The sequence below is a fragment of the Streptomyces sp. NPDC004610 genome (genome assembly GCF_040609715.1).
GTDB lineage: Bacteria > Actinomycetota > Actinomycetes > Streptomycetales > Streptomycetaceae > Streptomyces.
In genome coordinates, this window is the sequence record NZ_JBEXLA010000034.1 from 25293 (window position 1) to 39301 (window position 14009).

14 protein-coding genes and 2 pseudogenes are annotated in these 14009 nt (G+C 70.6%); 14 read left to right on the plus strand and 2 right to left on the minus strand.

What is annotated here, in order from left to right; translation table 11 throughout:
• Positions 1–14 precede the first annotated feature (14 nt).
• The 7 genes and pseudogenes from rpmG to ABZX40_RS31130 all read left to right on the plus strand — a co-directional run bounded on the left by rpmG (position 15) and on the right by ABZX40_RS31130 (position 4136).
• Positions 15–179 (plus strand): 50S ribosomal protein L33, encoded by a 165-nt coding sequence (gene rpmG, locus ABZX40_RS31100; protein ID WP_355745215.1) that lies wholly within the window; start codon positions 15–17, stop codon positions 177–179.
• Between the two features lie 8 nt (positions 180–187).
• On the plus strand, positions 188–436 hold the full coding sequence (locus tag ABZX40_RS31105; protein ID WP_355745212.1) for a type B 50S ribosomal protein L31: 249 nt from the start codon (positions 188–190) through the stop codon (positions 434–436).
• A gap of 4 nt (positions 437–440) precedes the next feature.
• The gene (locus ABZX40_RS31110) at positions 441–2048 is read left to right on the plus strand and encodes a GTP-binding protein (protein WP_355745210.1); all 1608 of its coding nucleotides are present in this window, start codon (positions 441–443) and stop codon (positions 2046–2048) included.
• Between the two features lie 125 nt (positions 2049–2173).
• Positions 2174–2584 (plus strand): VOC family protein, encoded by a 411-nt coding sequence (locus ABZX40_RS31115; RefSeq protein WP_355745207.1) that lies wholly within the window; start codon positions 2174–2176, stop codon positions 2582–2584.
• Positions 2585–2779: 195 nt separating this feature from the next.
• Positions 2780–3100, plus strand: a pseudogene (locus ABZX40_RS31120) (metalloregulator ArsR/SmtB family transcription factor); the annotation flags it as partial.
• Positions 3097–3600 carry an SRPBCC domain-containing protein gene (locus ABZX40_RS31125; protein ID WP_355745204.1) on the plus strand — a complete coding sequence of 168 codons (504 nt, stop codon included), beginning with the start codon at positions 3097–3099 and terminating at the stop codon, positions 3598–3600. The pseudogene ABZX40_RS31120 and the gene ABZX40_RS31125, both read left to right, overlap by 4 nt.
• A 317-nt stretch (positions 3601–3917) precedes the next feature.
• Entirely contained in the window at positions 3918–4136 is a 219-nt protein-coding gene (locus tag ABZX40_RS31130; RefSeq protein ID WP_355745308.1) for a DUF397 domain-containing protein, read from the plus strand.
• 310 nt (positions 4137–4446) lie between these two features.
• Here the strand turns inward: ABZX40_RS31130 and ABZX40_RS31135 are convergent.
• Positions 4447–4938: pseudogene (locus tag ABZX40_RS31135) on the minus strand (ATP-binding protein); the annotation flags it as partial.
• A 331-nt stretch (positions 4939–5269) separates the two neighbouring features.
• On the opposite strand from ABZX40_RS31135, the gene ABZX40_RS31140 reads away from it, so the two are divergent.
• The 6 genes from ABZX40_RS31140 (at position 5270) to ABZX40_RS31165 (ending at position 11470) form a co-directional block, all read left to right on the plus strand.
• A complete protein-coding gene (locus tag ABZX40_RS31140; protein WP_355745305.1) occupies positions 5270–6094 on the plus strand; it encodes a helix-turn-helix transcriptional regulator in 825 nt (274 codons plus the stop codon).
• 255 nt (positions 6095–6349) lie between these two features.
• Positions 6350–7813, plus strand: a complete 1464-nt coding sequence (locus tag ABZX40_RS31145; RefSeq protein ID WP_355745201.1) for an aldehyde dehydrogenase family protein — start codon at positions 6350–6352, stop codon at positions 7811–7813.
• A 184-nt stretch (positions 7814–7997) separates the two neighbouring features.
• A complete protein-coding gene (locus ABZX40_RS31150) occupies positions 7998–8546 on the plus strand; it encodes a DinB family protein (protein ID WP_355745198.1) in 549 nt (182 codons plus the stop codon).
• A gap of 259 nt (positions 8547–8805) precedes the next feature.
• Positions 8806–9447, plus strand: a complete 642-nt coding sequence (locus ABZX40_RS31155) for a PadR family transcriptional regulator (protein WP_355745195.1) — start codon at positions 8806–8808, stop codon at positions 9445–9447.
• A 179-nt stretch (positions 9448–9626) separates the two neighbouring features.
• On the plus strand, positions 9627–10586 hold the full coding sequence (locus ABZX40_RS31160) for an ATP-binding cassette domain-containing protein (protein ID WP_355745192.1): 960 nt from the start codon (positions 9627–9629) through the stop codon (positions 10584–10586).
• A 155-nt stretch (positions 10587–10741) separates the two neighbouring features.
• Complete coding sequence (locus ABZX40_RS31165; RefSeq protein WP_355745189.1) at positions 10742–11470, plus strand: ABC transporter permease; 729 nt, start codon at positions 10742–10744, stop codon at positions 11468–11470.
• A gap of 190 nt (positions 11471–11660) precedes the next feature.
• Here ABZX40_RS31165 and ABZX40_RS31170 read toward each other — a convergent pair whose 3' ends face one another.
• Complete coding sequence (locus ABZX40_RS31170) at positions 11661–12944, minus strand: ion channel protein (RefSeq protein WP_355745186.1); 1284 nt, start codon at positions 12942–12944, stop codon at positions 11661–11663.
• 129 nt (positions 12945–13073) lie between these two features.
• Between ABZX40_RS31170 and ABZX40_RS31175 the strand changes: the two genes are divergently transcribed.
• The gene (locus tag ABZX40_RS31175; protein ID WP_355745183.1) at positions 13074–13835 is read left to right on the plus strand and encodes a MerR family transcriptional regulator; all 762 of its coding nucleotides are present in this window, start codon (positions 13074–13076) and stop codon (positions 13833–13835) included.
• Positions 13836–14009: the final 174 nt, after the last annotated feature.

Consider the following 14009-nt stretch of genomic DNA (forward strand, 5'->3'; position numbering starts at 1 on the left):
AGTAAGATAGCAGCATGGCACGCAACGAAGTCCGTCCGGTGGTGAGGCTCCGGTCCACCGCCGGTACCGGCTACACCTACGTCACCCGCAAGAACCGCCGCAGCGACCCGGACCGTATGACCCTGCGCAAGTACGACCCGGTCGCCGGGCGGCACGTCGACTTCCGAGAGGAGCGCTGAGGCACCGCATGCGCCAGGGAATCCATCCCGCCTACGGCCCCGTCGTCTTCCGCGACCGCGCCGCGAACCACGCCTTCCTCACCCGTTCGACCATGACGAGCGAGAAGACGATCGTCTGGGAGGACGGCCACACCTACCCGGTGGTGGATGTGGAGATCTCCCATGTGAGCCACCCCTTCTACACGGGTACCGCGCGCGTCCTGGACACCGCGGGCCGCGTCGAGCGCTTCGAGCGCCGGTACGGAAAGCAGGGCTAGGCCGGTGCCCGACCTCCCCGTGGTGATCGTCGGCGGGCTGCACGCCGATGCCCGCCGGGCCACGGTGGCCCGGCTGCTCGCCGACGTGCCCGGCAGCGTCGTGCTCCACCACGACCTCGCGACGGCCCCGGCCGGCACGGTCGTACGGACCGTCTCCGACGCCCGCGGTGTCCTCGCCACTGGCGAGGCGCCGCTGGTCGACGACTGCGCCTGCTGCGCGCTGCGCGAGGACCTGGTCCCCGAACTGGCGCGGCTCGCCCGGGACGGGGTCGCACCGCTCGCGATCGTCGAGCTGTGGGACTCCGTCGAGCCCAGGGCGATGGCGAAGGTGATCGTCTCCGGCGGGCTGCGACTGACCGGCGTGATCACCGCCGTCGATCCGGCACTGCTGCTGCCGTATCTCGCCAACGGCGACGATCTCGCCGAGCGCGGCCTCGCCGCAGCCGCGACCGATCGGCGCACGGTCGCGGACACCTTCGCCCGTCAGCTGGAGTACGCGCCGGTCCTCGCGATCACCGAATCCCCGGAGGCCGATGACGAGGACCGCGAGCTGCTGACCCAACTGCACCCGACGGCCCACCGGGTCCTGATCGGCCCGCCGGTCGGGCCACCTATCGCTCCGCCTACCGATCCGCCAGCCGGGCCGCCTGTCGATCCGGCAGCCGATCCGGCAGCCGATCCGGCAGCCGATCCGGCAGCCGATCCGGCAGCCGATCCGGCAGCCGATCCGCCGGTCGCCCCGCCGGTCGATCCGGCAGCCGATCCGCCAGCCGCCCCGCCGGTCGACCCGCCGGTCGACCCGCCAGCCGCCCCGCCGGTCGATCCGCCAGCCGCCCCGCCAGCCGACCCGCCGGGCGTCCAGGAGACACCCGTCGGCCCCGGCACGTCGGGGCCCGCGAAGCCCTCGGCGCCCCGAGGAACACCGGAGCCGCCGAGGCAACCGCGCTCGACCCAGCTCCCACGCCCGCCTCAGCTCCCAACCTCCCCGCAGCTACCGCGTCCACCGCAGCTCCCACCCTCCCCGCAGCTCCCAACCTCCCCGCAGCCCCCACGCCCGCCGCACCCCCCAACCCCCCTCACCACCGCCGCCCTCGCCGGTTTCGACGTCGATGCCGCCGGCGCGGCCCAGCACCCCGCCTGTGCGCTGCTGCCCGCCGAGGCCGACGCGCACGGGGTGAGCACGCTCGTCTGGCATCGCAGACGCCCCTTCCACCCTGAGCGGCTCTACGCCGCGCTGGAGGAGCTGACCTGTGCCGCCGTGCGCAGCAGAGGGCGGTTCTGGCTCGCCGACCGGCCGGACACCCTGCTGCACTGGGACGCGGCGGGCGGCGCGCTCTGCGTCGAGACGGCCGGTCCATGGCTGGCCTCGCTGCCGGACGCGGCCTGGGACCTGGTCCCGCCGGTGCGTCGGGCCGCCGCCGCGCTGGACTGGCACCCGGAGCACGGCGACCGCGGCCAGCACCTGGTGTTCACGTCCCCCGGCCTGGACCGCGACGGGCTGGAGCGCCTGCTGGAGTCCTGTCTGCTGACCGACACCGAGTACGCCGCCGGGCGGGACGCCTGGAAGCGGCTGCCGCCGGTCTTCGACGCTTTCCTGGATGTGGAGGTCTGACGCCCGATGCGCGGGAAAGGTCGGCGCCCGGCGGCGCAGGCACCCCCAGGCACACTCCCGCCGCGCGATAGGTAGGGGATCTCCTACGTTTGACGCGTAGGGCATCCCCTACCTATCGTTGTCCTATGACGACGAACTCCACCCCCACCGCTCCCACCCCCACCCACATCACCCACACCTCCTTCATCACCCTCCCCGTCACCGACCAGGACCGCGCCCTGCGCTTCTACCGGGACGTCCTCGGTTTCGAGGTCACCGCCGATCTCCAGATGCCGCCCGGCCGCTGGCTCCAGGTCGCCCCGCGCGGCGCGCAGACCGTGTTCACGCTCTCCGGACCCGGCATGGGCGGTTTCGAGCCCGGCTCGGCCCGGGGGATCATGTTGGTCACGACCGATGTCGACACCGACTGCGCGCGTCTCACCGAGGCGGGCGTCGCCGTGGAGGGCCCCGAGGAGCAGCCATGGGGCCGGATGGCCTCCTTCCGCGACCCCGACGGCAACGCGCTGATGCTCCTGACGGAGGCCGATGGCTCCTGACGGAGAAGGAAGGCCCCTGATCACGCCATGACCGCACCCGGGACCGGGACGGACACCCCGCCGCCGCACGGAACCGGGGCGCCCCCTGAGCCGCCCCCCGGCCCCAGCGCGCCCACCCCCACCTCCGGCTCGGAGCCGACCCCCACCTCCAACCCGGAGCCGACCCCCACCCCCGACCCCGACCCCACCCCCACCGACCGCGTCTTCGCCGCCCTCGCCAACACCACCCGGCGTGAGGTGCTGCGGCTGCTGCGGGACGGCGGACCGCAGTCCGTGCAGACGCTGGCCGATCACTTCGCCATGCGGCGGCCGAGCCTCTCCGAGCATCTGAAGGTGCTCAGGGAGGCCGGTCTGGTCTCCGAGCAGCGCTCCGGCAGGCGGCGTATCTACCGTCTGGAGGCGTCCCCGCTGGCCGACGTACAGGACTGGCTCCATCCGTACGAGCGTTTCTGGCGCGAACGGCTGACCGGCCTCGGCGCGCTGCTGGACCGGATGCCCGACGATGAGGCGACATGAACACCGCCTCCCCGCACCAGCCGGACCGGCAGGGCGAGCCCGCCGACGGGCTGACGGCCATCCGCGTCGACCACTTCTTCCCCCATCCGCCCGCCAAGGTCTGGCGCGCCCTGACCGAGCCCGAGCTGCTCGTGCAGTGGCAGATGCCAGGTGCGCGGGACTTCCGGCTGGAGGTCGGTCATCACTACCGGATGACTTCGGTGCCGAGACCGAACACAGGTTTCTCCGGCAGCGTGGAAGTGAGTGTGCTGGCCTTCGACATTGAACGGATGCTTCGAGTCCGCTGGGCCGACACCGATCCGACCAACTCCGCCGACTGGACCATCACGTGGACATTGGAACAGGAAGGGCGGGGAACGCGTCTGTTCCTAGTGCACGAGGGATTCGACCCCGACGATCCGGCGCAGTTGATGGCGCGGAGGATCATGGACGGAGGGTGGAGATCGCATGTCATGCGGTCTCTGGGGCAGACGCTCGACCGGATGGAACCGCATCCGTGAAACGTCCGTGAAAACGAATGGATCGCCCCGGGGGAATGGGTAAAGCTGGGGCGGCAGAGGTAAAGCGGTCGTCAAAGCTGTAATCACGGGAACACCCCGCGTGCACGTGCATCTGCGCATGCATTCGCCCATGCATCCGCAGATGAACAAGGTTATGATCCGGCACAGTTGACCGATGCATCAATGGCCACACCAGCCAGTGCACCACCGGGGAGCGACCTGTGGACCACGACGTGTACGACGGTGATGTGTACGACGGTGACCGGTATGGCGGTGACCTCTACGGCGGAGTCCCCGCCCCCGGCGTCTACAACGGCATGGCCGCCGCCAAGCTGGGCTCAGTGGCCTGGCAGAAGAGCCGGCACAGCAATTCCCAAGGATCCTGCGTGGAGTTCGCGAGACTGCCCGGCGGCGCGGTCGCCGTCCGCAACTCGAACTTCCCGGACGGTCCGGCGCTCGTCTACACCCGCGCCGAGATCGAGGCCATGCTGCTCGGCGTCAAGGACGGAGAGTTCGACCATCTGATCGTCGGCTGAGACGCGGCCCGTCCGGCGTGCCCTCGGGCGTGTCGTGCAACGGGTCGCGGGGCCTGGTCCGTACCAGTCGGTAACGCGCGTAGAACCGGGGCGCATGAAGTGCTCCGGTACCTCAACAGCCATCGCCGGGCCGGACGCCGCCGCCTCTCAGCCGGGCGTCACCCCGTGCCCGGACCCCATCAACCCCCGGGACATCCTCCCCGGGTATCTGCCCGCTCCCCTGCCCGCTCACCTGGCCGCTCCCTTGGCCGCTCGCGTCCCCCTGCCCGCTCCCGCTCCCCTTCCCCCGCTGCTCCCCGCGCTCCTCCCCGAGGCCGAACATCGCCCAGACGACCTTTCCGGGCAGTGATCCGGTCAGCGGGTGCCAGCCCCAGCTGTCGCTGAAGGAGTCCACCAGGAACAGTCCCCGGCCGGATTCCGCCGAGAAGTCCTCGGTCTCCCGGGCGACCGGCGTATCGGCGCTGGGATCGCGTACGGCGCACACCAGGCGGCTGGTCCAGCGCATCAACTGGAGCCGGACCGGCTGCTCATGACCGAGCGTTCCCACCGGACAGGGGCCGGGATGCGGCAGCGCGTGGCGCAGCGCGTTGGTGACGAGTTCGGAGACCACCAGGCAGATGTCGTCGAAGCGGTCGCCCACTTCCCAGCCGTCCAGGGTGTCGCGCGCGAATCGGCGGGCCTCGCGCACCGCTTCGTAGCGGGCGGGCAGGGCGCAGGAGGCGGCGTCGGACGCGGCCGAGGGGTCCAGTGGTGGAAGGCCCTGCCGTAACGGCTTGAGCATGGTCGATCCATTCGTCCCCATGCGAGGCACTCCCGGGAATTCGCGGTCGTTGCGATGCAGCGGTGGCGCGAGTCCATGGTTTCGGATGCGTACATCAGATGCAAGGGCAGATGCACGTGCACGCGACCGAATTGGACCCTCCCGTACCGCTTGTTGGTCATTTTTTCCGTCACCTTTGCGCCAGCTGTGGGCACTGAGCGGCCCGGAACGGATGCGGAATGTTTGGCTTCTTTCCGTCTCTGTAACCGGACGAGTACTGCTCGAAGTGCTTTAGTGGCAGACTGCGGGCCCTGAAGACGGTTGGGAGGCGGCGAACGTGAGCGCGGGAGAGCCCGGATCGGTGGTGCGACGCATGCTGCTCGGCTCGCAACTCAGGCGACTGCGCGAGGCGCGCGGCATCACGCGCGAAGCGGCGGGGTACCACATCCGCGCCTCCGAGTCGAAGATCAGCCGGATGGAACTGGGCCGGGTGAGCTTCAAGACGAGGGACGTGGAGGACTTGCTGACCCTGTACGGCATCACGGACGAGACCGAGCGCGCTTCCCTCGTCTCCCTGGCCCGTGAGGCCAATGTGGCCGGCTGGTGGCACAGCTACTCGGACGTCCTGCCGACCTGGTTCCCCACCTATGTGGGCCTGGAGGGCGCGGCCTCCCTCATCCGCGCCTACGAGGTGCAGTTCGTGCACGGTCTGCTCCAGACCGAGGCGTACGCCCGCGCGGTGGTGCGGCGCGGGATGAAGGGCGCGGGCGAGGCGGATGTCGAGCGCCGGGTGGCGCTGCGGCTGGAGCGGCAGAAGCATCTGGTCGCCGAGGACGCCCCCGACTTCCACATCGTCCTGGACGAGGCCGCGCTGCGCCGCCCCTACGGCGACCGCGAGGTGATGCGCGGACAGCTCCAGCATCTGATCGAGATCTCCGAGCGCCCCCATGTACGGCTCCAGGTCATGCCGTTCGGCTTCGGCGGGCATTCCGGCGAGTCCGGTGCCTTCACCATTCTCAGTTTCCCGGAGTCCGATCTGTCCGACGTGGTCTATCTGGAGCAGCTCACCAGCGCCCTCTATCTGGACAAGACCGAGGACGTCGCCCAGTACGAGACCGCCCTCAAGGAACTCCAGACCGACAGCCCCGGTCCCGCGGAGAGCCGGGATCTTCTCCGTGGACTGCTTCAACTCTCCTGAAACACAAGTACGATGACATGCGATCAGAGCGTCAGGTTTTCCGGGTGGGTCCCGGGCGGCTCTCGGTGGCCGGCCGCGCGGTGTCCCTCGGCGGGCCGACCGCTTCGACCGAGCGGGCTCGTACGGCTCTCCACCGGGCGGGCCGGGCTCTCACGGCTTCCATGGCTTCCACGGCTTTGACCGCTTTGGCTTCCACGGCTTTGACCGCTCTCGCTGCGTGACCGGCAGCCGGGGCGGCGGGGATTGAGGGATCACATGTCGTCGTCGTACTTCACCGACCTGGCCCAGCAGTACATCGACGGTGAGTGGCGCCCGGGTACCGGCGCCTGGGACATCATCGATGTCAATCCGTACGACGGCGAGAAGCTCGCCTCGATCACCATAGCCGCGGCCGATGAGATAGATCAGGCCTACCGCGCCGCCGAGCGCGTCCAGCGCGACTGGGCCGAGACCAACGCCTTCACCCGGCGGGCCGTGATCGAGCGGGCGCTGCGGCTGGTCGAGGAGCGCGAGGACGAGATAGCCGAGGCGATCATCGCCGAACTCGGCGGCACGCGCGTGAAGGCCGGTTTCGAACTCCATCTCGCCAAGGAGTTCCTGCGCGAGTCCATCGGCCTGGCCACCACCGAGCAGGGCCGGCTGATCCCCTCCCCGATCGAGGGCAAGGAGAACCGGCTCTTCCGGGTCCCGGTCGGGGTCGTCGGGGTCATCAGCCCCTTCAACTTCCCCTTCCTGCTCTCCCTCAAGTCCGTCGCCCCCGCCCTCGCCCTCGGCAACGGCGTGGTCCTCAAGCCGCACCAGGACACCCCGGTCTGCGGCGGCACCCTGATCGCGAAGATCTTCGAGGACGCGGGGCTGCCGCCCGGCCTGCTCAATGTCGTCATCACCGACATCGCCGAGATCGGCGACGCCTTCATCGAGCACCCGGTGCCCAAGGTGATCTCCTTCACGGGCTCTGACAAGATCGGCCGCCATGTGGCCGTCGTCTGCGCGGGCCGCTTCAAGCGCGTCCTCCTCGAACTCGGCGGCAACAGCGCCCTGGTGGTCCTGGACGACGCCGACATCGACTACGCGGTCGACGCGGCGGTCTTCAGCCGGTACGTCCATCAGGGCCAGGTCTGCATGGCCGCCAACCGGATCCTGGTGGACCGCTCGATCGCCCCCGGGTTCACCGAGAAGTTCGTCGCCAAGGTCAGGTCCCTCAAGACCGGTGACCCGCGCGACCCGGAGACGGTGATCGGCCCGGTGATCAACGCCTCCCAGGCGGAGATGATCTCGGGGGCCGTCGAACAGGCGCTGGCCGAGGGCGCGACCGCGCTGGTGCGGGGCGAGACCCGGGACAACCTGGTCGAGCCGTCGGTACTGACCGGCCTGCCCGCCGATTCCGCGCTGCTGCGGCAGGAGATCTTCGGCCCGGTCGCCTTCCTCATCCCCTTCGACGGCGAGGAGGAGGCGGTCCGGCTGGTCAATGACACGCCGTACGGCCTCAGTGGAGCGGTGCACACGGGCGACCCGGAGCGGGGCGTGCGCTTCGCGCGGCGCATCGACACGGGGATGTTCCATGTCAACGACGGGACCGTGCACGACGAGCCGCTGGTGCCGTTCGGCGGCGAGAAGAGCTCCGGGGTGGGGCGGCTGAACGGCGAGTCGACGGTGGACGCGTTCACGTCGCTGAAGTGGATCTCGGTGCAGCGGGGGCGCAGCGGGTTCCCGTTCTGACCCGGTGCCGCGCCTCGTCCTCTTGACGCCGGTTGGCGGGTTCTGGGGGCGATGGGTGGGCCCTGGGCGGCTTTTCCCGGGTGCTGCCGCGGGCCATTGGGTCAGGATCTGACCTCATTGGCCCGTAGCGTCATCGGTGTCAGCAGGGCAAGGGACATCCGATCCGGGAAGGCGGGGGTCAGTCATGGTCACTCACGTACGGGCCGAGGCGGCGGGCGACGAGCGCGGGGCGCTGCTCGCCTTCATCGAGGAGCAGCGCGGCGGCATCCGCCGTTCCGTGCTGGGGCTCACCGAGGAGCAGGCGGCGGCCCGGCCGAGCGCGAGCGAACTGACGCTCGGCGGGCTGCTCAAGCATGTCATCGAGGTCGAGCAGGGCTGGATCGCCCGCGCCAAGGGCGAGCCGCCGGCCGTGGCGCGGGACGAGTCGAACTGGCACGAGTGCTTCACGCTGGTCGACGGCGAGAGCGTCGAGTCCCAGCTCGCGTACGGGGAGAAGGTCGCCGCCGAGACGGAGGCGTACATCCGCTCGGTGCCGAGTCTCGACGACACCTTCGCGCTGCCGGACCAGCCCTGGTTCCCGCCCGAGGGGCGGGTCTCGGTGCGCTGGGTGTGCCTGCATCTGATCCGCGAGATCGGCCGTCACGCGGGGCACGCGGACATCATCCGGGAGTCGCTGGACGGCAGGACGGCGTTCGAGCTGGTGGCGCTGGAGCGGGGGGAGTCCTGGGGCTGACGGCGGCCTCCGGGCGGCCGTCCCGTGAACGCCGTCCCCTGCCCCGCTGGCCGCCGTTCCCTGACCGTTGCCTCGCTGGCCGCTGCTCTCCGTCGGCTGCTCTCCGGCCGCTTCTGGCCCGGCGGCTTTCGGGCCCGGCGTCCTTCCGGTCCGGCGGCTTTGTGGCCCGGCGTCCTTCCGGCCCGGTGTCTTTCCGGCTCCGCGGGTCCGGGGGAGCCCGGCGCGCCGCCCCCCGGTGCTTGACGCCTACCCTGAACCCATGTCAGCGATCCGTCTCCTCGTCCTGGGGGCCGTCCGTCAGCATGGGCGGGCCCATGGGTACCAGGTCCGCAATGACCTGGAGTTCTGGGGCGCGCACGAGTGGTCCAACGCCAAGCCGGGCTCGATCTACCACGCGCTGAAGCAGATGGCCAAGCAGGGCCTGCTGGTCGCGCACGAGGTCGCCCCGTCCACGGCAGGCGGTCCGCCGCGCACCGAGTACGAGGTCACCGGGAAGGGCACGGAGGAGTACTTCTCCCTGGTCCGCTCCTCTCTCACCGCCTATGACCAGCGCCCGGACGTGCTCACCGCCGCCCTCGGCTTCATGGTCGACCTCCCGCGCGCGGAGGTGCTCGCCCTGCTGGAGGAGCGGGTGCGGGCGATCCAGGCGTGGCGGAAGTCCGTCACCGAGTACTACACACCGGAGGCAGGCCCGGCCCAGCTCGGCCATATCGGCGAGATCATGAACCTCTGGGTGCACACCGCCGACACCGGCGCCGAGTGGACCCGCGGGCTGATCGACCGGATCCGCGCGGGGGCGTACACCTTCGACGGCGAGGGCGAGCCGTTCGTCGGGGTGCTGGCGGCGGACGAGGAGAACCCGTACGCGACGGGGGAGCGACACGCCGACGACGACCGCTGAACGGGGTCCCCTGGGACCCGCTCCGGCGTACGCGGGATGCGGTCTTACCACCTTCAATTCACCGACCTCGGTAAACAAGTTTCAGTAATCAAGTTTGACTAACGAGCGTCCTGGGCATTACCCTCCGGCGGTTGTTAGTCAAGTTTGACTAGAGTGGAACCAAGGGAGTGGGTGGCGCAGTGTCCGATACGGCGATCGCCGTCGAAGGCGTGCACAAGACGTACGGCGACAAACACGCACTGGACGGGCTCGACCTCACCGTCGGCCGCGGCACGGTGCACGGAGTGCTCGGCCCCAACGGGGCGGGCAAGACCACCCTGGTCCGGATCCTGGCCACCCTGCTGCGCCCGGACTCCGGGCGGATCACCGTGGCCGGGTACGACGTCCGGACCCAGGCCCAGCAGGTGCGCCACCGCATCGGTCTGCTCGGCCAGCACGCGGCACTGGACGAGGAACTGGGCGGTCACCAGAACCTGGAGATGTTCGGCCGCCTCTACCACCTGGGCGCCCGGCACGCGCGCGGGAGGGCGACAGAACTCCTGGAGCGCTTCGGCCTCCAGGACACCGGCCGCAAGGCGGTCAAGCAGTACAGCGGCGGTATGCGGCGGCGGCTCGACCTCGCCGCGTCCCTGATCGTGGAGCCGGAGGTGCTCTTCCTGGACGAACCGACGACCGGCCTCGACCCGCGCGGACGCACAGAGGTGTGGGCCGCCGTCCGCTCCCTGACCGGCGGGGGTACGACGGTCCTGCTGACCACGCAGTACCTGGAGGAGGCCGATCAGCTCGCCGACCGGATCTCGGTGGTCGACCGGGGCAGGGTCGTCGCGGACGGCACGGCCGACGCCCTGAAGAACCGCATCGGCGGCGACCGGATCGATGTCGTACTGCACGACGAGGCCCAGCTCGACGCGGCGGTCGAGCTGCTGCCGATGCCCCGGGACGAGGTGACGGTCGACCGGGACCGGCGGCTGATCAGCGCCCCGGTCACCGACCGGATGACCGCGCTCTCGGAGGTCGTGAGGGCCCTGGAGACGGCCGGGCTCCGGGCGGAGGACGTGGCGCTGCGGCGGCCCACGCTGGACGAGGTGTTCCTGCATCTGACCGGGCGGGACGAGAAGGCGAAGGAGGCCGTGGCATGAGTGCGGACGTGCGTGTGAACTCCGGTGGGTCCGGTGTCGGCGGGTCCGCCGCAGGCGGGGCTCCTGGCGGTAAGGCTCCCGTGGGTGGGCCTGCTGCGAGGGGGTCCGCTGCCGGTGGGTCCGCTGTCGCCCATGCCCTGGCCGACTCCTGGACCATGACCCGGCGGGAACTCGCCCACTGGGCGCGGCAGCCGGTCGGGGTCGTGGTGAACCTGGTCTTCCCGGTGATGCTGCTCGTGATGTTCGGCTATCTGGTCGGCGGCGGGCGCGGCATCACCGGCGACTACGTCGACTTCCTGGTGCCCGGCATGCTGGCGCTCACCATGGCCTTCGGTCTGGAGTCCACGATGGTCGCGGTCACCCAGGACCTCAACAAGGGCGTGATCGACCGCTTCCGCTCCATGCCGATGGCCAACGGGGCGGTGCTGGTGGGCCGGTCCGTCGCCGACATGCTCCAGTCCGCGCTGATGCTGCTGGTGCTGGTCGGTGTGGGGTTCGCGCTGGGCTGGCGGGCGACGGGCGGGGCCGTCGGCTTTCTGGCCGCGCTCGGACTGCTGCTGCTCTTCCGGTTCGCGATGCTGTGGATCGGTATCCATCTGGCCCTGGTGGCGGGCAAGCCGGAGCTGGTGACGGCGGTGCAGATCCTGGTCTGGCCGGTGGGCTTCCTCTCCAACGCCTTCGCGAGCCCGGACTCGATGCCGGACTGGCTCGGCACGGTGGTGCAGTGGAACCCGATGTCCCATACGGCGACGGCGGTCCGCGATCTGTTCGGCAACCCCGGCGGCGAGCCCGGCCATGTCTGGGCGGCGGTGGTGTGGCCGCTGGCCCTGCTGGCGCTGTTCTTCCCGCTGGCGGTACGGAGGTTCGGGCGGCTGAGCAAGTAGCCGGGTGGAGGGGTGAGAAGACCGCGAGGGCTGCGAGGGCTGCGCGGTGGGCTCGGGGAAGATTTTCCGCCGGGGTGGGAACCCGGAGGCGCCGGGCGGTGTACCAGAAATAGATGCCGGCTCGCCTGCCGGTGACACCCGGCGGGGGAGGTGCCGAGCACCCCGGTGCCTCCCCCGCGGGGCGTCGGCGTCAGCGTACGGAGGAGCCGTCCTCCTTCAGCTGCATCTGGGGGCGGCCGGTGACCAGCAGCCAGGCCGGAAGGGAGGCGATACAGAGGAGGGAGAGGATGGCGGGGGAGGAGACGAGGACCGCGGCGGTGAAGAGGCTGACCCAGCCCTGCCGGGTGATCGCCAGCAGCATGCCGAGGACGCCTGCCGAGACACCGACGGCCGGGTCCACACCGGGGACCAGGGCGTGCGCGGCGAGACCGAAGGCGGAGCCGACGAAGACGGCCGGGAAGATCCGCCCGCCCCGGAAGCCACTGGACGCGGCGACCAGCAGCGCGGCCAGTTTCACCACGGCCATCACCGCGAACTGCCCGGCCGACCAGCCGTCCGGGTCATGGGCGAGTTCCGCCGTCTCGTCCAGCCCCTTGAACAGCGTCAGATGGCCGCCCAGCGCACCGAGCAGACCCAGCACCAGCCCACCCGCGGGCAGGATCAGCAGAGGATGGCGCAGCCGGGAGAAGGCGCCATGGACATAGGGGAAGGCGTACACCGCACACATACCGAGCAGCGCGGCGAGGGAGGCGACGACCAGACAGGACAGCAGATCGGCCCAGCCGGGGCGGTCGAACGGCGGCAGATGCAGATCGAAGCTGGGGTGGGCCACCAGGGTGGTCGTCAGGGCGCCCGCGGCGGCGGCGACCAGGGGCGCGAAGACGCTGTCCCACAGCTTGCCCCGGGTCTGACGGCCGGCGAGGGCCTCGGAGATGACCAGCGCGGCGGCGACCGGGGTGCCGAACAGCGCACCGATCGTCGCGGCCTCCGCCAGCACCGGCCAGACGGCGCCGGGTACGGCGGGCAGCAGCCGGTTGCCCAGCCAGAAGGCGAGGCCGACATTGACGGCGATGATCGGGTTCTCCGGGCCCAGGCTGGGGCCTCCGGCCAGGGTCAGGGCGGTGGCGATCAGCAGACCGGGCAGCACGACCGGTGCCATCACGGGCGCGTCCAGGCCGGTCAGGGCCGGGTCGGGTCCGGCGTGTCCGGGGATCTTCCACACCACCAGTCCGGCGAGGAGGCCGGTCCCGGTGAGGACAACCATGATCCAGAGCACGGAGTAGCGGCCCACGCCGAGCGCGTCGGGGAGGTTGTTCCACAGCACATGCTGGAGCTGCTCGGCCAGCCCGCTGACGCCGAGAAAGAGCAGGCTCGCGCCCACACCCACGACCAGCGCGGGAAGGATCAGGGGCAGCAGCGCGCGGGCCGGGGTCGCCGGAGTGCTCGGCGCCGGCGACGAGGTGTCGTGAGCCACCCGGGCCACGATAGACGGGTGAACCTCGCATATCGGGCGTAACGACTGTCATTCATCCCGGAAAATCGGGCTTGCACCTCACGTGGCGTGAGGCAGGAAGGTGAAGGGCGTACCGAGGAAGGAGCGGAAGTGAGCTACTCCGTGGGACAGGTCGCCGGTTTCGCCGGAGTCACGGTGCGCACGTTGCACCACTACGACGACATCGGTCTGCTCGCCCCCAGCGAGCGCAGCCACGCGGGGCACCGGCGGTACAGCGACGCCGACCTCGACCGGTTGCAGCAGATCCTGTTCTACCGAGAGCTGGGCTTCCCGCTCGACGAGGTCGCCGCCCTGCTCGACGACCCGGACGCGGACCCGCAGGCGCATCTACGCCGCCAGCACGAGTTGCTGACCGCCCGGATCGACAAGCTGAGACAGATGGCGGCGGCCGTGGAACACGCCATGGAGGCACGCAGCATGGGCATCAACCTCACACCCGAGGAGAAGTTCGAGGTGTTCGGGGACTTCGACCCGGACCAGTACGAGGAGGAGGTGCAGCAGCGCTGGGGCGACACCGACGCCTACCGCGAGTCCCAGCGTCGCGCCGCCAGTTACACCAAGGAGGACTGGAAGCGGCTCACCGAGGAGTTCGACGCGATCCACCGGCGGATGGCCGACCTGATGACGGCCGGCACCCCCGCGGACGCGCCGGAGGCGATGGACGCCGCGGAGGAGCACCGCCGGTTCATCTCGGGCGCGCATTACGAGTGCTCGCACGAGATGCATGTCTGCCTGGGCGAGATGTATGTGTCCGACCAGCGGTTCACGGCGAACTACGACAAGATCCGCACCGGGCTGGCGGCGTATCTGCGGGACGCGATCACGGCGAATGCCGCCCGACAAGGGGGCTGAGAGGGCTGAGGGGGCGGGGGCGTGGGGGTGCGGGGCGGCGGTCCTGGTGCGCGGCATCGGTGCTGATGCCGGGGGTGGGGGCGGTTCTGGTTCCGGGGTGGCGGTTCCGGGGTGGCGGCGCTGGTGCCGGTCGAGGTGCCGGGGTGGCGGTTCCGGCAGCGGCGGGCTGCCCCG

What these genes read in the sequence shown, in the direction of transcription:
- ABZX40_RS31155 (WP_355745195.1), top strand. Translation starts at nt 8,806, where the DNA reads ATGTCAGCGATCCGTCTCCTCGTCCTGGGGGCCGTCCGTCAGCATGGG.
- rpmG (WP_355745215.1), top strand. Translation starts at nt 15, where the DNA reads ATGGCACGCAACGAAGTCCGTCCGGTGGTGAGGCTCCGGTCCACCGCC.
- ABZX40_RS31125 (WP_355745204.1), top strand. Translation starts at nt 3,097, where the DNA reads ATGAACACCGCCTCCCCGCACCAGCCGGACCGGCAGGGCGAGCCCGCC.
- ABZX40_RS31130 (WP_355745308.1), top strand. Translation starts at nt 3,918, where the DNA reads ATGGCCGCCGCCAAGCTGGGCTCAGTGGCCTGGCAGAAGAGCCGGCAC.
- ABZX40_RS31150 (WP_355745198.1), top strand. Translation starts at nt 7,998, where the DNA reads ATGGTCACTCACGTACGGGCCGAGGCGGCGGGCGACGAGCGCGGGGCG.
- ABZX40_RS31105 (WP_355745212.1), top strand. Translation starts at nt 188, where the DNA reads ATGCGCCAGGGAATCCATCCCGCCTACGGCCCCGTCGTCTTCCGCGAC.
- ABZX40_RS31115 (WP_355745207.1), top strand. Translation starts at nt 2,174, where the DNA reads ATGACGACGAACTCCACCCCCACCGCTCCCACCCCCACCCACATCACC.
- ABZX40_RS31140 (WP_355745305.1), top strand. Translation starts at nt 5,270, where the DNA reads ATGCTGCTCGGCTCGCAACTCAGGCGACTGCGCGAGGCGCGCGGCATC.
- ABZX40_RS31165 (WP_355745189.1), top strand. Translation starts at nt 10,742, where the DNA reads ATGACCCGGCGGGAACTCGCCCACTGGGCGCGGCAGCCGGTCGGGGTC.
- ABZX40_RS31145 (WP_355745201.1), top strand. Translation starts at nt 6,350, where the DNA reads ATGTCGTCGTCGTACTTCACCGACCTGGCCCAGCAGTACATCGACGGT.